Annotated in this window: 14 protein-coding genes; 4 read left to right on the top strand and 10 right to left on the bottom strand. The window is 71.7% G+C overall.

Annotated elements, in window-relative coordinates; translation table 11 throughout:
* Positions 1-281: 281 nt before the first annotated feature.
* The 4 genes from ACFY3N_RS13365 (at position 282) to ACFY3N_RS13350 (ending at position 5,180) form a co-directional block, all read left to right on the top strand.
* Positions 282-887, top strand: a complete 606-nt coding sequence (locus ACFY3N_RS13365; protein WP_390816770.1) for a SigE family RNA polymerase sigma factor — start codon at positions 282-284, stop codon at positions 885-887.
* Complete coding sequence (locus ACFY3N_RS13360; RefSeq protein WP_390816769.1) at positions 884-1,750, top strand: hypothetical protein; 867 nt, start codon at positions 884-886, stop codon at positions 1,748-1,750. Before ACFY3N_RS13365 ends, ACFY3N_RS13360 begins: the two co-directional genes overlap by 4 nt.
* An 86-nt stretch (positions 1,751-1,836) precedes the next feature.
* A complete protein-coding gene (locus ACFY3N_RS13355; RefSeq protein ID WP_390816768.1) occupies positions 1,837-2,667 on the top strand; it encodes a pectate lyase in 831 nt (276 codons plus the stop codon).
* Between the two features lie 305 nt (positions 2,668-2,972).
* On the top strand, positions 2,973-5,180 hold the full coding sequence (locus tag ACFY3N_RS13350; RefSeq protein ID WP_390816767.1) for a family 43 glycosylhydrolase: 2,208 nt from the start codon (positions 2,973-2,975) through the stop codon (positions 5,178-5,180).
* Here the strand turns inward: ACFY3N_RS13350 and ACFY3N_RS13345 are convergent.
* From ACFY3N_RS13345 to ACFY3N_RS13300, 10 genes are all read right to left on the bottom strand, one after another.
* The gene (locus ACFY3N_RS13345; protein ID WP_390816766.1) at positions 5,161-6,237 is read right to left on the bottom strand and encodes a dienelactone hydrolase family protein; all 1,077 of its coding nucleotides are present in this window, start codon (positions 6,235-6,237) and stop codon (positions 5,161-5,163) included. The genes ACFY3N_RS13350 and ACFY3N_RS13345 overlap by 20 nt on opposite strands.
* Positions 6,221-7,342 (bottom strand): pectinesterase family protein, encoded by a 1,122-nt coding sequence (locus ACFY3N_RS13340; protein ID WP_390816765.1) that lies wholly within the window; start codon positions 7,340-7,342, stop codon positions 6,221-6,223. Before ACFY3N_RS13340 ends, ACFY3N_RS13345 begins: the two co-directional genes overlap by 17 nt.
* Before the next feature lie 75 nt (positions 7,343-7,417).
* A complete protein-coding gene (locus ACFY3N_RS13335) occupies positions 7,418-8,752 on the bottom strand; it encodes a polysaccharide lyase family 1 protein (protein ID WP_390816764.1) in 1,335 nt (444 codons plus the stop codon).
* A 32-nt stretch (positions 8,753-8,784) separates the two neighbouring features.
* Positions 8,785-9,579: a rhamnogalacturonan acetylesterase gene (locus tag ACFY3N_RS13330; protein ID WP_390816763.1), complete on the bottom strand. Its 795-nt coding sequence runs from the start codon at positions 9,577-9,579 to the stop codon at positions 8,785-8,787.
* Positions 9,580-9,699: 120 nt separating this feature from the next.
* Entirely contained in the window at positions 9,700-11,058 is a 1,359-nt protein-coding gene (locus ACFY3N_RS13325) for an ABC transporter substrate-binding protein (RefSeq protein ID WP_390816762.1), read from the bottom strand.
* Positions 11,059-11,131: 73 nt separating this feature from the next.
* Complete coding sequence (locus tag ACFY3N_RS13320; protein WP_390816761.1) at positions 11,132-12,661, bottom strand: family 43 glycosylhydrolase; 1,530 nt, start codon at positions 12,659-12,661, stop codon at positions 11,132-11,134.
* The gene (locus ACFY3N_RS13315) at positions 12,658-13,503 is read right to left on the bottom strand and encodes a PmoA family protein (RefSeq protein ID WP_390816760.1); all 846 of its coding nucleotides are present in this window, start codon (positions 13,501-13,503) and stop codon (positions 12,658-12,660) included. The genes ACFY3N_RS13320 and ACFY3N_RS13315 overlap by 4 nt, the downstream gene beginning before the upstream one ends.
* Positions 13,500-14,681, bottom strand: coding sequence for a Gfo/Idh/MocA family protein (locus tag ACFY3N_RS13310; RefSeq protein ID WP_390816759.1), 1,182 nt, complete (start codon positions 14,679-14,681; stop codon positions 13,500-13,502). Before ACFY3N_RS13310 ends, ACFY3N_RS13315 begins: the two co-directional genes overlap by 4 nt.
* Positions 14,678-15,574: a carbohydrate ABC transporter permease gene (locus ACFY3N_RS13305; RefSeq protein ID WP_390816758.1), complete on the bottom strand. Its 897-nt coding sequence runs from the start codon at positions 15,572-15,574 to the stop codon at positions 14,678-14,680. Before ACFY3N_RS13305 ends, ACFY3N_RS13310 begins: the two co-directional genes overlap by 4 nt.
* Positions 15,571-16,503: a sugar ABC transporter permease gene (locus ACFY3N_RS13300; RefSeq protein WP_366812816.1), complete on the bottom strand. Its 933-nt coding sequence runs from the start codon at positions 16,501-16,503 to the stop codon at positions 15,571-15,573. Before ACFY3N_RS13300 ends, ACFY3N_RS13305 begins: the two co-directional genes overlap by 4 nt.
* Between the last annotated feature and the right edge of the window lie 2 nt (positions 16,504-16,505).

Below are 16,505 nucleotides of genomic sequence, written 5' to 3'. Positions count from 1 at the left end.
TCCCCTCGGGGGCGGCCCGTCGCCTTGCGCGGGCGGCTGTTCCGCGGCGGGCACCGGATCGGCCGGACCCGCGTTGAACCCCGCCGCGCCGCGGCCCGTGTCATGGGTGGGTGCACCGACCGGCCAGACACCGTTCGACCCTCCGCACGAGCCCGTGGATGATCACTGCTACGCTCCGGAACTCACGCCGGTCACTCCGGACTTTCACATGTCATCTACATGACACACATCGTCACCGGCGCCCCTCGGGCGCCCGACGCCGCTGCGAGGGGAGGTCGCCCGTGGGCACCGTCGTCGACGACGCCGCCGCGGTGGAGTTCCACGCGTTCTTCGAACGCCACTACGCCGAACTGTCCCGGCTGGCCCATCTGCTGACGGGTGAGGCGGACACCGCCGACGATCTGGCGGCGGACGCGCTGCTGGCGCTGTGGCACCGCTGGGACCGGGTGCGCGCCGCCGACCATCCGGCCGCGTACGCCCGGGGCGTGGTGGCCAATCTGGCCCGCACCCGGATCCGCAGCGCGGTGCGCGAGCGGCGGCGGATCGCGCTGTTCTGGTCGCCGCGCGAGGAACGGATCGAGAACCCCGACGTGCCGGGGGTGGTGGACGTGCAGGAGGCGCTGCGCCGGCTGCCGTTCCGCAAGCGGGCGTGTGTGGTGCTGCGACACGCCTTCGACCTGTCGGAGAAGGACACCGCGCTGGCTCTGGGCGTCTCGGTGGGTACGGTGAAGAGCCAGACCTCGAAGGGGATGGCCGAACTGCAGCGGCTGCTGGGCACGCGGGAGGTACCGCGTCAGGTGCACGCGGCGGTGGCGGCCACCGCGGGCGGGGAAGCGGTCGGGAACGCGCGGAAACGCCCCCACGGGGCCAGGGGAAGGAAGCGATGACGATGCGGCGGGACGTGCACGAGGAGCTGCGCGCCCGGCTGCAGGAGGCGGCCGGGGCGCACGAGCCCGACCGGGAGCGCATGCTGGCCCGGGTGGAGCGCGGCATGGCCGGACCGGCCCGCCGGGAGCACCGGGCCACGCGTCCGCCGGTGTTCGGCTGGTTCCGGGTGGCGGGCGCGACGGCCGCGGTGGCCGGGGTGCTGGCGGTGGGCGGCTACGCGGTCGCGTCGTCCGTGCGGGGCGAGGAGGCTCCGCCGCAGCGGCAGGTGGCCGTCTCCCCGACGCCCACACCGTCCCCGGAGGCGACGAGCCGGCCGCCCGAGCGGTCGGCGGACCCCGCTCCGGACGCCTCCGAGCAGCCCCGGAACACGGCCACCGAGCCCGCGGCGACGCCGAGTTCGTCCGGCACCCCCCGGCCGCCGGCGGGGGTCGAGGACGGGCCGCTGTGGTCGGACGGCTCGGTGGACCCGCACAGCAACGAGTTCTGGGCGCAGAGCAACGTCACCCTGAAGACCACCGAGCGCCTGACCTCGCTCACCGTGGAGCTGCGGATCGCACAGACCGGCGGGGTGACCTCCACGGGCGCCTGGCGCTCGCTGCCCGAGGACGACTTCGAGCTCTCGGTGGAGGAGCGGGACGGCTTCCTCGTCTACGTCTGGACGCTCAAGGACGGCCGTGCGGTCAAGCCCGGCGAGTGGGTCTTCGCGGGGCAGTACGACCACGAGCGCGGCGGCCGGGACGCCGGGGAGGACACCTACACGGCGAGGGCCGGCACCGGCTCCGAACAGCTCGCGGTCGGCGGCGACTTCGCGGCGCAGGACGACCGGGACGACCAGGACGCGACGGACGACGAGGACTCGTAGAAAAAAGATCGTGCGAGACGGCAACCCTTTCCGGGGCGGCGGCGACCAGGAGACGCAAAGACCCTCTCCACGCAAGGACATCGCGCATGACTGCACGACCCGAACAGCCCGTCTCCCACCGCCGCCGGACCACCGGGCGGCGGGCCGTGATCGCCGGGGTCTCCGCGCTCGGCATCACGGGGGCGGCGATCGTCACCACGACGATGCTGTCCACCGCGGGCGCCGCCTCGTCCTGGCCCTCGGACACCGGCGGCAAGCCGGTGTCGAAGACCGTCCCGGTCTCCGGGACGTACGACGGCGGCATGAAGAAGTTCTACGGCACCGGCGCCCTCGGCGGCGACAGCCAGGACGAGGGCCAGGACCCGATCTTCGAGCTGGCCGACGGCGCCACGCTGAAGAACGTGATCATCGGCACCCCGGCCGCCGACGGCGTGCACTGCAAGGGCAGCTGCACGCTGCAGAACGTGTGGTGGCTGGACGTCGGCGAGGACGCCGCCAGCTTCAAGGGGAAGTCGTCGTCGGCCCAGTACAAGGTGATCGGCGGCGGCGCGAGGAAGGCCGACGACAAGGTGCTGCAGTTCAACGGCGCCGGCACGCTGACCGTGAGCGGCTTCCGGGTCGAGGACTTCGGCAAGCTGGTGCGCTCCTGCGGCAACTGCAAGACGCAGTACAAGCGCACGATCGTGCTGAAGGACATCGACGTCGTCGCGCCCGGCAAGTCCCTCGTCGGCATCAACACCAACTACGGCGACACCGCCACGCTGTCGCAGATCCGCATCCAGGGCGACAGCAAGAAGAAGATCAAGACCTGCACCCGCTTCCAGGGCAACAACACGGGCAAGGAGCCGAAGGAGCTCGGCTCCGGCGCCGACGGCACGTACTGCAAGTTCTCCTCCTCGGACATCACCTACAAGTGATCCCTCCGGGCCCATGACCCCGGGCCGCCGCCTCGACGTCCGGCGGCCCGGTGGCCGGTACCGTCCGAGCCCCCCTCGGACGGCCGGCGACCCCGGCGGTTCCGGACCCCCATCCGGACCGCCACCAGGACGCCCCGCCGGTTCACCCCCGGCGGGGCGTTCGCCGTTCGTCCGGGGCCGCGCACGGCGAAAAGACCCGAAAACTTTCGGCGCTCCCCGTCCCGTCCGCATCGGTTGACGCCCCGCACTCCCCTGGTGACACTCCGAGAAACAACAGAATCCCTCAGACTCCGACAGGAAGTGTCATGCGCCGCCACACCGCACGTCGCACGCTTCTCGTCCCGTTCCTCGCCCTTCTCCTCGCCCTGCTCGCCGCCCCGCCGGGCGCCGCACACTCCGGAGCACCACCCGTGAAGAAGCCCACGTACGCCGGTTACCTCTTCGCCTACTTCACCGGCGAGGGCACCGCCGACGGCGAGCAGATCCGCTACGCCCTCAGCCGCGGCAACGACGCCCTGCACTGGCGCGAACTGAACGCCGGCAAGCCGGTGCTGACCTCCACGACCGGCGAGAAGGGGCTGCGCGACCCGTTCGTGATCCGCTCCCCCGGGGGCGACAGGTTCTACATGATCGCCACCGACCTGCGGATGTACCGCGGCAGCAGCGGCAGCTGGGACGAGGTCCAGCGGCACGGCAGCAAGTCGATCATGGTGTGGGAGTCCACCGACCTGGTCCACTGGACCGACCAGCGCCTGGTGAAGGTGTCCCCGGACAACGCGGGCAACACCTGGGCCCCGGAGGCCTACTGGGACGACGAGCTCGGCGCCTACGTCGTCTTCTGGGCGTCCAAGCTGTACGCCGACGACGACCCGGACCACACCGGTTCGACGTACAACAGGATGCTGTACGCGACCACGGAGGACTTCCGCACCTTCAGCGAGCCGAAGGTCTGGAACGACCCGGGCCACTCGGTCATCGACTCGACCGTCGTCGAGCACGGGGGCACGTACTACCGCTACACCAAGGACGAGCGCGACCCGGCCTCCGGCTCGCCCTGCTCGAAGTTCGTCACCGGCGAGAAGTCGGCGTCGCTGACCGACACCTCGTACGACTTCGTCTCCGACTGCATCGGCAGCGGCGCGATGAGCCGGGGCGAGGGGCCGACGGTGTTCAAGTCGAACACCGAGGAGAAGTGGTACCTGTTCATCGACGAGTACGGCGGCCGGGGCTACCTCCCGTTCGAGACCACCGACCTCGACTCGGGCGAGTGGACCCCGTCGACGGACTACCAGCTGCCCGCGAGCCCGCGGCACGGCACCGTCATCCCGGTGACACAGGCGGAGTACGACCGGCTGCTGGCCGCGTACCCGGAGAGCCCCGCGTCGATCGTGGACGCCACCGCCCCGGGCCAGAAGGGGTACGCCGTCGTCAGCGAGGAGACGGGCAAGGTGGTCCTGCCAATGGAGCCGGACGCCGACCTGCGGCACCTCGCGCCCAGGCTGTGGGTGGGCGAGGGCGCGACGGTCAGCCCGGGGCCCGGTGCCCGCCGTGACTTCCGCGAGCCGCGGACGTACACGGTGACGGCGGCGGACGGCACGAAGCGCGAGTGGACCGTCGAGGCGGTGCCCACCCGCAGCCCCGTGCTGCCCGGCCTGTACGCGGACCCCGACGTGCGGTACATGGACGGCCGGTACTGGATCTACCCGACGACCGACGGCTTCCCCGGCTGGGGCGGCACCCGGTTCAAGGCGTTCTCGTCGAAGGACCTGGTCCACTGGAAGGACCACGGCGTGATCCTCGACCTCGGGCCGGACGTGTCCTGGGCCGACGGGAACGCCTGGGCGCCCGCGATCGCGGAGCGCGACGGGAAGTACTACTTCTACTTCTGCGCCGAGCAGCAGATCGGCGTCGCGGTGGCCGACTCCCCGGCCGGCCCCTTCGAGGACGCGCTCGGCGCACCGCTGATCGGGAAAACGCAGTTCAGCGGTCAGATGATCGACCCGGCCGTGTTCACGGACGACGACGGCCGGTCGTACCTGTACTGGGGCAACGGCCACGGCTACGTGGCGCCGCTCGACGACGACATGGTGTCCTTCGACGCCTCCGAGGTGCGGGACATCACCCCGGGCGACTTCCGCGAGGGCTCCTTCGTGGTGAAGCGCGACGGCACGTACTACTTCATGTGGTCGGAGGACGACACCCGCAGCGAGAACTACCACGTGGCCTACGCGACCGGCCCGTCCCCGCTCGGCCCGTGGACCGAGCGGGGCACGATCCTGTCCAAGCGCCCCGAGTACGGCATCCTGGGCACCGGTCACCACTCCGTGGTCAACACCCCCGGCACCGACGACTGGTACATCGTCTACCACCGGTTCGCGCTCAACGGCCCCGGGAAGCCCGGCGGGGACGGCACGCACCGGGAGACCACGGTCGACCGCCTGGAGTTCGCGGCCGACGGCACCATCGAGCCGGTCGTGCCGACCCTGGAGTCGGTCAGGCCGGCGCGGCGGTGACCGACTCCAGCCAGGCGAAGGCCTCGTCCTGCAGCCGGGGCGGGAAGGCGTGGCCGAGGTCCGGCCGGGTCTCCGTGCGGAGCCGGTCGGCGGCGCCGACGGAACGCCACACGGCACGCAGCCTGCCGTAGGCGGTGCGCACGCCCTCGGCGGTGAACAGCGGGTCCTGTTCACCGCCGAGGAACAGCATCGGCTTCGGCGCGGCGAGGCTCGCCACGTCGGGGATGTCGAGGTGCCGGGCGAGCCCGGGGTGCAGCATGTGGAACGCCGACTGCCCGCGCAGGGTGTTGTTGCCGGGCACCATCATCTCCTTGAGCCCGGTCATCCACGACACGCTCACCGCGGCGGCGACGTCGTCGCTGAGGGCCGCCGTCTGCCAGGCGCGGTAGCCGCCCATCGAGAACCCCAGGGCCGCGACCCGCCGGGCGTCCACGCGGTCGAGGCCGGCCAGGAACCCCGCGGCACGCCCGTCCTCGCGGGCCAGCAGACCCGCGAGGGAGCCGCCGAGGTGGAAGAGGGTGCTCGCCAGGGCCTGCTGCCGCTCGTAGGCGAGCGGCTCGCGGTCGCCCCAGCCGAGGGCGTCCGCACAGAACACCACGTACCCCCGCCGGGCCAGTTCGTCGCCGGGGAAGCGCCCGCCGAAGTACCGGCCGGCCCACTCCTCGGCGGAGGCGAGGCGGGCGTCGTCGTACCAGGGCCGGACCAGTTTCTCCTTGCCGATGTCGAACCGGGACCCGTGGTCGTGCAGCAGCAGGACCGCCGGGAACGGGCCGGCGCCCCGCGGGGTGAGCAGGGCGCCGCGGACCCGTCCGTAGCGGGTGAGGGAGAGGGTGACCAGCTCCCGCGTGTACCCGTCGCCGTCCGGACCGGTGGCGAACTCCGGGGCGTAGGGCGTCCCGTCCTGCCGGCCGACGAGGAGGTGTTCCTCGACCACCGCGCGGGCCGTGCGCCGCCACGCGTCGAAGTCCCGGACCGGCGAGGTGCCCCAGGCGAGCGGGAAGGTCAGCTCCTCCTTGAGCGCCCTGTGGAAGCCGGGCAGGTCACCGGTGGCCGGCATACGGCCGCCAGTCGCCGAGGTACGCCTCCCGGGTGTGCGAGGCGGCCTGCGCGCGGGTGAGCTGGGGCCGGTTCCCGGGCACCGTGATCACCGCGCCGGGACCGGTGTTGCGGTACTCGGCGAAGCGCTGGTCCTGCCAGGGGTGGGCGTCCCGCATGGTGGCGTAGGGCGCGGCGGCGTCGATGCCCGCGCCGAGGCGGGTCTCGCGCACGGTGAGCATGGGGCGGGCCGTGGTGTCGGAGCTGGGCACCCAGGGGCGGGCCAGCTTGTAGTAGCCGTCGGGGGCCTCGCTGCTGATCCTGCTCCGGGTGACCAGGTAGCCGTGCGGGTTGGCGCCGGCGGTGGAGGGCGCGAAGACGAAGCCGTACGGCGCGGCCGTGAGGTCGGGACGGACCAGGGTGCGGAAGTGGCAGTGCTCGAAGACGGCGGTGGCCCGGCCGAAGACGAAGTCGACGTCGCCCTCGGCGTAGCAGTGGGAGAAGTACTGGCGGGCGAAGGTGTCCAGGGAGAGGGAGTCGGCGTACAGGGTGTCCTGGTGGCCGAGGAACCGGCAGTGGGTGAAGGCGCTGCGGTCGCCCTGCACCTTGAGGGCGACCGCCTGGGTGCCGCTGGTGCCGGGGAGGTCGGTGCGCAGCCAGTCGTTGGCGAAGGTGATCCAGCGGGCGGTGAAGCCGTCGGGGCGCACGGTGGTGGTGGCCGAGCCGGAGGTGCCGTGGGTGCCGGAGCCGTCCGGCCTGGGGGTGCCGGCCGCGTTGTCGTAGACGATCACCACGTCACGGGGGTCCTCGGAGGCGCCGAGCCAGGTCATGTCGGTGCGGTCGGCGTCGACGGAGACCGTCTCGCGGTAGGTGCCCGGGGCGATGACGAGGGTGCGTCCGACGCCGGTCGCGGCGGTGACGGCGGCCTGGACGCCCGTGAAGTCACCGGCGCCGCCCGGATGGACGTACAGGGTCCTGGGGGTGAGACGGGCGGACGGTGAGCCGTACCGGCCGAACGGGCCGCGGGGCCGGTGGGCGGCCCGGGCGGGGACGGCGGACAGGGCGAGCGCGGCGGAGGCCGCGGCGCCGGCGAGCAGGAAGTTCCTTCGGGACGGGGTCGAGGGCATGCGGGTGCTCCTTGGGGGACGGGCCGGGGCGGTCCGCGGTGGGGGCGGACCGCCCCGGCCGGCTGTCGGGGAGGGTCAGCGGATACGGCCGGCGCCCGCACCGTGCCTCACCAGGGCCGGTACGGCCCTGGCCGGGTGGACGGCGGTGCGCAGGGTGGGGGTCCAGCCGGCGCCGGACCGCAGGGTCTCGGCCGGGATCTCCGCGTTGTGCACGGCGATCAGGTCGACCCGCTCGCCGTTGACCAGGTTGTGCGCGGCCGTGACCGGCGAGTCGTTCCACCGCTTGAGGATCTTCGCCGGGCTGATGCCCTTCGCCAGGGTGAACGCGTTGTGCTCGGCGACGAGCTGGGACTCCTTGCCGACGCCGAAGCTGTAGGCGTAGCCGTCGTCCGCCACGAAGTGGTTGTTGTACACGTCGACCTGCCCGAAGCGGACACGGGGCGCGCGCTCGACCAGTCCCGAGAACAGGTTGTGGTGGAAGGTCGCCTTCAGCTTGCCCCGGTCGCCGACGGCGGTGGACTCGCCGTCGCTGTTGCCGATGAGGATCGTCTTGTCGTGCTCGGTGAAGACGTTCCAGGAGGCGGTGACGTAGTTCGCGCCCCGGACGATGTCCAGTTCGCCGTCGTGCTGCTGGTACAGCATGCCGAAGTGGGTCGGGGCCGCGCTGTCCGGGTGCTCGCCGTCGGTGAAGGTGTTGTGGTCCAGCCAGACGTGGGTGGAGCCGTACACGACGGCGGTGTCGTACTCGGAGTTCCAGTTGCCCCGGCTGCCGTCGGTCGGGTCCCACTGCGGGAAGCAGTCGATCGGGCTCTCGAGGGCGAGGTTGCGGACGATGACGTTGTCCACGTTCTTGATCTGCAGGCTGGCGCCCTTGATGCCGGCGTTCCGGCCGATCCCGATGATCGTGGTGTTGGAGGGGATGTTCGCCTTGATGGCCGTGTCCTGGGCGGCGGCGGAGGCCCTGCGCAGCCCCTCCGGGCTGTCGTCGGGCTCGGCGCTCAGGTCCTGCTCCAGACCCCAGGTCTCCGGCGTGTACGCCTCCAGGTAGGCGTCGAAGTCGTACCCGGGCGCGGCGAACGCCTCGCAGCCCTCGGAGACCGCGTCGATGGTCCCCTTCACCTTGATGATCTTCGGCGCGTCCCCGCCGGCCGCCAGGGCCGCCTTGAACTCGGCCCAGGTGCGCACGGTGTGGACGTGCTCGGCGTCGGCGGCGGCGCCTCCGGTGGTACCGGTGCCGTGGGAGGCCCAGCCGTCGCCCGCGCCCAGCGTCTGCCGGGCGGGGTCGTGGCGGTGGTGCGACGGGGAGTGCGCCTGGGCGCCGGTACCGGTCAGGGCCAGTACGAGGGCGGTGCAGCCGGCCAGCGAGGCGGCTCTCACTGTGGCATGCTCATGCCATCCGAATGTGCTCATGGTACGGCTCTCCTTCTCGTGGTCCAGGGGTGTTACGCGACGGCCTCCGGCCAGGTGATCCACGCCTCGGGGAGCTCCGCGTCCAGTCGGCGCACGTCGCGCGGTGCGAGCACCCGGGTGCGCAGCAGCTCCCGGGCGACCAGCCGCGCCACGGCGATCGCACCCGGCGGGTTGAAGTGCGTGTTGTCCTGCTCGGTCGCCGTCCAGTTGAAGTACTTCTTGGTCTCCTCGGCCCCGAGCTCCTGCCACAACGCCAGGGACAGCGCCTGGACGTCGAGCAGCGCGACCCCCTCCTCGGCGGCCAGCGCCCGCATCGCCGCCGGGTACTCCCCGTGGCTCGGCACGGCACGCCCGTCCGCGTCGAACCGCCGCCGCTCCACGGCGGTGGCCAGCACGGGCCGCGCCCCACGGGCCCGGGCCCCGTCGACGTACCTCCGCAGGTACTCCTGGTAGGTCGACCAGGGCTCGGTGTGGCGGGTGGGGTCGGCGGTCTTCTCGTCGTTGTGCGCGAACTGGACGAGGAGGAAGTCACCGGGCCGGACGGAGGAGAGGATCGCCTCGAGCCGCCCCTCGTCGACGAAGCTCTTGGAACTCCGCCCGTTGACGGCGTGGTTGGTGACCGTGAGATGCGGGTGGAGCAGGAAGGGCAACGCCATCCCCCACCCGGTCTCGGGCGCGGCGTCGGCGTATTTCTGCGCGGCGGTGGAATCGCCGGCGATGTAGAGGGTGCGGCGGTGCCTTGGACCGGCCTGCGCGGTCCCGGTCATGGCAAGTGCGAGGGGCGCGCCGAGCCCGGCGATACCAACCTGTCTACGCGTGAGTGACACAAGCTGTGCCTTCCAGCAGGGGGTGGCGGAAGCGCCCCAAAGGGGCGCGGGGAACTGCGCGATCGACCGGGGACGGCCCGCAGCCCGAGAACCACAGGCCGCCCCCGGCGAAACCGCCGATCAGCCCCTCTGCTCCTGCCACTCCGCCTGGGCCTCGTTCAGCTGCTCGGCCATCGTGTCCAGGAACTCCTTCGCGCTCATGTCCCCGAGCAGGACCTTCTGGAAGTTCGGCTCGTTGTCGGCCTTGGAGATCGTGTTCCAGTCCGGCAGGTAGTACGGCAGCTGGACGATGGTCGTGGACCCGTCGCTCAGCGCCTCCGCGGCCAGCTTCGTGGGCTCCGCCTTGCTGATCCACTCGTCCTTCGCGGCGTCCGCGTGCGCCGGCACCTGCCCGGCCGACTCGTTGAACTTGGAACTCGACTGCGCCGACGTGGCGAACTCGATGAACTTCCAGGCGGCCTCCTTGTTCTTGGAGCTCTTGAACAGGCCGACGCCGTCGACCGGGTTGGAGACCTGGACGCGCTTGCCGCCGGGACCGACCGGCTGCGGGATGCCCCGGAACTTCTCGGTGCCGAGCGCCTTCACGTGGTCCTGGTACGAACCGAGGTTGTGGTTCAGCATGCCGATCGTGCCGGAGTCCCACTGCGCGACCATCTTGGTGAAGTCGTTGTTCAGGTCGGCCGCGGGGGTGGCCTTCTTGAACAGGCCCGCGTACTTCTCCAGGGCCTCGACGTTCTTCGGGTCGTTGACCGTGGTCTTCTTGCCGGAGGAGTCCCAGAACGAGGTGATGCCGGACTGCCCGTACATCGCGTCCAGGGCCTGGGCGATGGAGCCGGCGCCGCCGCGGATGGTGTAGCCGAACTCGTTCTTGCCCTTGTTCGTCAGCTTCTCGGCGGCCTCGAAGAACCGGTCCCAGGTGGTCGGCTCCTCCAGGCCCGCCTTCTCGAACAGGTCGGTGCGGTAGTACAGGACGCCGTTGTTCGCCGAGGTCGGGATCGAGTACAGCTTGTCGTCCCCGCCGCCCGCGGCGCGCAGCGACTCGATCATGTCCTTGTTGAGCTTGCCGTTCAGCGGGGACTTGGCGAGGCGGAAGTCCAGCGTGTCGAGCGCTCCCTGGGCGGCGAAGCCCGCGAGCATCGAGGCGCTGATGCCGCCGACGTCCGGCAGGCCGCCGCCCTGGATGGCGGTGTCGACCTTGGACTGGTACTCGGTGGAGGCGATGCCGACGTACTGGACGTCGATGTCCGGGTTGGCCTTCTCGAAGTCGGCGATGACCTCCTTCCAGATCTCGGTGCGGACACCGCCGTTGTTGTCCCAGAAGACGATCTTGCCCTTGCCGCTGCCCTCGGCGCCGTCGTCGCCCGCGCCGCTGCCGTCGTCACCGCAGGCGGTGGCGGTCAGGGCGAGCACGGCCCCCAGGGCGACGGCGACCGACGTCCGGCGCCCGCCTGTGCTGCTTCTGAGAATGCTGATCTTCATTGGTCGGCTCTCTTCTTCTGGATCCAACGGACTGTGAAGTTGTGGGGGGATCGGTCGGGGCGTACGGCGGTGTTCAGCCGTGCGCCGTGGGGCTGATCCGGAACCGGGTGAACGTGGCGGCGCCGGCGTGTCCCTGGCCGGTGGGCGCCACGGCGACCAGGCCGAGCAGGGCGCCGACCCAGCGCCAGGGGGTGGCCGCGAAGACCTGGCCGGAGGGGCGGAAGCCGTCCCCGGTGTCGCCGGAGAAGCGGCAGCGCGCCCCGGCGCCGATGTCGACGCGCAGCAGGGCCCGGCCGCCGGGAGCGGGCCTCGGGTGGTCGGCGTCGCGCTCCCGGTCGGCGACCGTCTCGGCGAACCGGTGCACCAGGTGCACCGCTGCGTCCGCGCCGCGCTGGAGCCCGATCCAGCGGTAGGCGTCGCCGAGGACAGCGAGCCCGGCGCGTGCCCCGGGTTCCTCGCTGTCGAGCCGCAGTTCCACCTCGACGGTGCACGGGGTGCCGGGCAGCCGCTGGGTCAGGACGTGGGGCAGTCTGCGCAGGTCGTGCGCGTCGGCGGAGCGGACACAGGTCAGCCGCAGCCCGTCGGCGGAGTGCTGGGTGGTCCAGCCCTCCTTCGGGTTGGCGGTCCACTGCCACTGGCGGCCGTGGCGCCCGCCGGGGAAGTCGTCGTCGGTGGCCGGCCCGGCGGGCGGCTGCGGCGGCAGGTCCGGGCGGCGGTGTCCGGTGACGGGGGCGCCGTCGTCCCCGAGCACCGGCCAGCCTTCCGGGCCCCAGCCCATCGGCTGGAGGTGCACGACACGGCCGTACGGCCCGCGCTGCTGGAAGTGCAGGAACCAGTCCTCGCCGGACGGGGTGCGCACCCAGCCGCCCTGGTGGGGGCCGTTGACGTCGGTATCCTTCTGCTCCAGGACGACCTTCTCCTCGTACGGTCCGAAGAACGCGCGGGAGCGGAAGGCGCCCTGCCAGCCGGTCTCCACTCCCCCGGCGGGGGCGAGGATCCAGAACCAGCCGTCGTGCCGGTAGAGCTTGGGGCCCTCCAGGGTGAACCAGCCGGGGATGCGGTCGGCGTCGACGATCACCTTGCCCTCGTCGAGGAGTTCGGTGCCGTGGGGGTGCATCCGGTGGCCGGTGAGGCGGTTCTTGACGCCGGAGCGGGACTTGGCCCAGGCGTGCACGAGGTAGGCCTCGCCGGTCTCGTCGTCCCACAGGGGGCACGGGTCGATCAGGCCCTTGCCGGCCTTCACCAGCAGCGGCCGGGTCCAGGGGCCGCGGATCTCGGGGGCGTTGACCTGGAAGATGCCCTGGTCGGGGTCGCCCCAGAAGATCCAGAACCGGTCGTCGTGGTGGCGCAGGGACGGGGCCCAGACCCCGCAGTCGTGCCGGGGCGTCGTGAACTCGGCCTCCGGTTCCAGGCGTTCGAGAGCGTGCCCGACGAGGGTCCAGTTGACCAGGTCGCGGGAGTGCAGCAGGGGCAGTCCGGGAGCGCGGCCGAAGCTGGAGGCGGTCAGGTAGAAGTCGTCGCCCACCCGGATCACGTCCGGGTCGGACCAGTCGGCGTTCAGGACCGGGTTGCGGTACGTGGGGTCCGTCTGCTCGGCGGTCACGGGCTCACCGCCTTGCGGACCAGGGCGGCGGCGGTGCTCCGGTCGAGGCGGCCGTCGGCGACGACGGTGACGATCCGGCGGACCACGGTCCCGCCGGGCGGGAGGGGCAGCCGGGCGGTGTGGGCGAGGGAGGAGCCGACGCCCGGGTACTCGGCGGTGCGGACGAACCAGGGGTCCCGCCGGGTCTGTTCGGTGGCCCCCGCGAGGACGAGCGTCCAGGTGGATCCGGCGAGCGCGATCCAGTCGGCCGGCCGGCCGTGCACCTCGCCCTCGCCCTCGGCGCCGGGGGTGAAGACGTCCGGCGCCGTCTCCTCCTTGCGGGCCCGCCAGAAGAAACCGCCGTACGCGGCTCCGGGACGTCCGTTGGTGGCGGGGCTGCCGATGGAGAGCGGCTCACTCGTGACGTTGGTGAGCGAGAAGGTGAAGTCCAGCGCCCAGGCGGTGCCCGTGAGCTCGGTGGCGGCGACCGTGCGGCGCTCGCGCAGCAGCTCGCCCGGCGCGGCCATCCAGCGCAGCTCCTCGACGAACCCGTCGGGGTCGCGCAGCTGGTAGGCGGTGTGCCGCTGGGAGCCGTGGTTGTCGAGCTCTGTGGGTCCCTGATCACGGACGTAGGTGCGTCCGCCCCAGAAGTTGAACCCCTCGACGTCGGGAACGGCGACACCGACGCCGAGGTGGTGTGCGTGGTCGGCGGGGCTCAGCTCGGTGACCGCCGTGCCGGCCAGGGTGGTGACGGGGTGCAGGTACGGCCGCGGGGAGAGCCGGGCCGGCAGTTCGGGCCGGGTGACGTAGCGGCCGACGGGCCGGCCCGCGACGCGCAGCACCACGGAGTCGTTGCCGGTCATCGGGTGCTCACCTCTTTCGGCAGGTGGTGGGCGGGCAGGGCCCAGGAGGCGCCCAGCTCGGAGTAGAGGGACAGGGTGTCGGCGGCGGCCGCGACGAGACCGTCGATGCCGGGCACGACCCGGCGGTTCTCACCGGGGACGTGCCGCCAGGCGCCGGCGGGCAGCGGGGCCGGGTCCGGGGCCTCGCGGATCGCCTCGACGACCTGCATGAAGGCGCCCGTTCCGTCCGGGGTGACCAGCAGGGGGGTGCCGTCGGTGAGGTGGGCGACGAGGTTCTCCAGCAGGTCGGTGCGGCCGAACCGCGTCTCCTCGGGGCCGTGGTCCGCGCGCTGGAGCAGGACGCGGTCCTGCTTGTACCAGAAGGTGATCCGGCCGCTGGTGCCGTGCACCATGACGTACGGCTCGTCCGCCCGCTCGGCGCACAGGGTCGCGGCGACGGTGACCGACCCGCCCCGTGCGGTGGTGATCCGTACGCAGGAGGTGTCGTCGGACTCGATGTCGTTGGCCCGCAGCAGCTCGGTCTCGATGCCGGCGACGTCCTCGGCGCGGGTGCTGCCGGCGAGCGCGAGGGCGGTGGCGACGGCGTGGGCGAGCGGGTTGGTCAGCGCCCCGTCGACCACGTCGACGCCGTTCAGCCGGCGCCGGCCCGCCCAGGGCGCCCGCCGGAAGTACTCCTCGGGCCGCACCCAGGCACCGGCTCCGCCGATCCCCACCACCCGGCCGACGGCGCCCTCCGCGACCAGCTCGCGGATCGCGGGCACGGCGTGCGAACCCAGCGACTGGAAGCCGATCTGGCAGGCCACCCCGGCCGCGGCGACCCCGTCGGCCATCCGGCGGTACTCGGCGTACGACGGCGCCGGCGGCTTCTCCAGCAGGATGTGCACGCCCCGCCCGGCCGCCGCGAGGGCGAGGTCGGTGTGGGTCGGGATCGGGGTGCAGATCACCGCGATCCGGGCGCCGGTGGACTCCAGCAGCGCGCCGAAGTCGGCGGACTGCTCGGGGAGTTCACCACCGAACTCGTCCTCGGTGAGCGGGGTGAGCTCGCAGATCCCGGCGAGCCGCACGAGTCCCTGCGCTTCGAGGCGGCGGATGTTCGCCACGTGCCAGCGGCCGTGGCCGCGGGCGCCGGCGAGGACGACGGGCAGCGGGGCGCCGGGCGCGGTCCGAGGTGCGGTCATCCCTTCACCGCCCCCGCGCTGAATCCGGTGATCAGCCACTTCTGGATGAAGGCGAACACGATCACCACGGGGACGGCCGCGATGATGCCGCCCGCGGCGAGCGCGCCGAGGTCGACGCTGTCCGCGCTCATCAGGGTGTTGAGGCCGACCGGGATGGTCTGCTTCTCCTGGTTGTTGAGGAACATCAGGGCGAACAGGAAGTGGTTCCAGGAGTGGACGAAGGCGAAGGAGCCGACGGCGATCAGACCGGGCCGCAGCAGCGGCAGGACGACCACCCGGAAGGCCTTGAACCGGTTGCAGCCGTCGACCCAGGCGGCCTCCTCCAGGGAGTACGGCACGTTCTTGATGAAGTTGCTGATCAGGATGATCGACAGCGGCAGCTGGAAGACCGTCTCGGCGATGATGACGCTGCCGAGTGAGTTGATCATCTGCAGTTCGGCGAAGATCTCGAAGAGCGGGACGAGGAGCAGCGCGCCGGGCACGAACTGGGAGCAGAGCAGGGCGAGCATGAAGGCCCGCTTGATCTTGAAGTCGAACCGGGCGAGGGCGTAACCGCCGGCCAGGGCGACCAGCGTCGTCATGATCAGGGTGGCGACGCCGACCAGCACGCTGTTGTAGAAGAAGGTGCCGAAGCTGCGGTCCGTCCAGACCTTCTCGAAGTGGACGAAGGTCATCGGCCAGGGCACGAGCGAGGTCGAGCCGGCCGGGCGGAGCGCGAAGAGCAGGATCCAGTAGAAGGGGATCAGGGTGAAAACGAGGTAGATGCCCAGCGGCAGGTAGATCTGCCAGCGGGGGGCCTCGTCCCAGGCCCGGCGCTTCTTGTTCGGCCGCGGCGGCTCGGGGGTGGTGCGCGCGGGGGCGGGGACGGCCGGGGGGGCCTCTTTGGTGATCACTTCTCGCCTCCGAACTTGCTCAGCCGCAGGTAGACCATCGAGCAGAAGAGCAGGATGAGGAACGCGACCGTGGTCAGGGCCGACGCGTAGCCGAAGTTGTGGGCGTCCACCGAGGTGTTGGCGATGTACAGCGGCAGTGTCGTGGTCTCGCCCGCGGGTCCGCCGCCGGTCAGCGTGTAGAGCAGGTCGACGTTGTTGAACTCCCACACCGCGCGCAGCAGCGTGGACAGGATGATGGCGTCCTTCAGGTGCGGCAGCGTGATGTGCCAGAACTGCTTGATGCGGCTGGCCCCGTCGACCTCGGCGGCCTCGTAGAGGTCCTTCGAGACGGACTGGAGGTCGGCGAGGATGAGGATCGCGAAGAAGGGGACACCGCGCCACAGGTCGGCGACGACCACCGCCGGGAAGACGGTGGAGGTGTCCGACAGCCAGCTGACGCCGTAGTCGCCGATGCCCATGTCCGCGAGGTAACGGGTGATGCCGGTCTGGGAGTTGTAGAGCAGCACCCAGATCGCGGAGGTCAGCACGCCGGAGACGGCCCACGGCGAGAAGACCATGGCGCGGCCCAGGGCGCGGCCGACGAAGGTCTGGTTGACGATGAGGGCGAGGGCCAGGCCGAACAGCAGTTGCAGTCCGACCTCGACGAAGACCCACTTGGCGCTGAAGACGAGGGTGTCCCAGAACAGCGGGTCCTCGGTGAAGATGTGGGTGAAGTTGTCGAAGCCCGCGTAGCCGTTCCGCCAGGGCTTGGTGGGGTTGTAGTTCTGCAGGCTGTAGTAGAAGACGCTGATGACCGGGTAGGCGATGAAACCCAGCATGAGCAGGGCGGCCGGCCCGATCAGCAGGTACGGGAGCCTGCGGGGCGTGGCGGAGGCACGGCGCCGCCGGGGTGGCCTGGGCGGTTTCGCCACGGCTGCGGCATGGGCCATGA

The organism is Streptomyces sp. NPDC000348 (assembly GCF_042898795.1).
In the GTDB taxonomy this organism is placed as follows: Bacteria; Actinomycetota; Actinomycetes; order Streptomycetales; family Streptomycetaceae; genus Streptomyces.
This window is presented reverse-complemented; position numbering and strand designations above follow the sequence as displayed.

Bases quoted from the DNA above. Each gene is read 5' to 3' on its own strand.
- ACFY3N_RS13360 (WP_390816769.1), top strand. From the start codon at position 884: ATGACGATGCGGCGGGACGTGCACGAGGAGCTGCGCGCCCGGCTGCAG.
- ACFY3N_RS13355 (WP_390816768.1), top strand. From the start codon at position 1,837: ATGACTGCACGACCCGAACAGCCCGTCTCCCACCGCCGCCGGACCACC.
- ACFY3N_RS13350 (WP_390816767.1), top strand. From the start codon at position 2,973: ATGCGCCGCCACACCGCACGTCGCACGCTTCTCGTCCCGTTCCTCGCC.
- ACFY3N_RS13345 (WP_390816766.1), bottom strand. From the start codon at position 6,237: ATGCCGGCCACCGGTGACCTGCCCGGCTTCCACAGGGCGCTCAAGGAG.
- ACFY3N_RS13340 (WP_390816765.1), bottom strand. From the start codon at position 7,342: ATGCCCTCGACCCCGTCCCGAAGGAACTTCCTGCTCGCCGGCGCCGCG.
- ACFY3N_RS13335 (WP_390816764.1), bottom strand. From the start codon at position 8,752: ATGAGCACATTCGGATGGCATGAGCATGCCACAGTGAGAGCCGCCTCG.
- ACFY3N_RS13325 (WP_390816762.1), bottom strand. From the start codon at position 11,058: ATGAAGATCAGCATTCTCAGAAGCAGCACAGGCGGGCGCCGGACGTCG.
- ACFY3N_RS13315 (WP_390816760.1), bottom strand. From the start codon at position 13,503: ATGACCGGCAACGACTCCGTGGTGCTGCGCGTCGCGGGCCGGCCCGTC.
- ACFY3N_RS13310 (WP_390816759.1), bottom strand. From the start codon at position 14,681: ATGACCGCACCTCGGACCGCGCCCGGCGCCCCGCTGCCCGTCGTCCTC.
- ACFY3N_RS13300 (WP_366812816.1), bottom strand. From the start codon at position 16,503: ATGGCCCATGCCGCAGCCGTGGCGAAACCGCCCAGGCCACCCCGGCGG.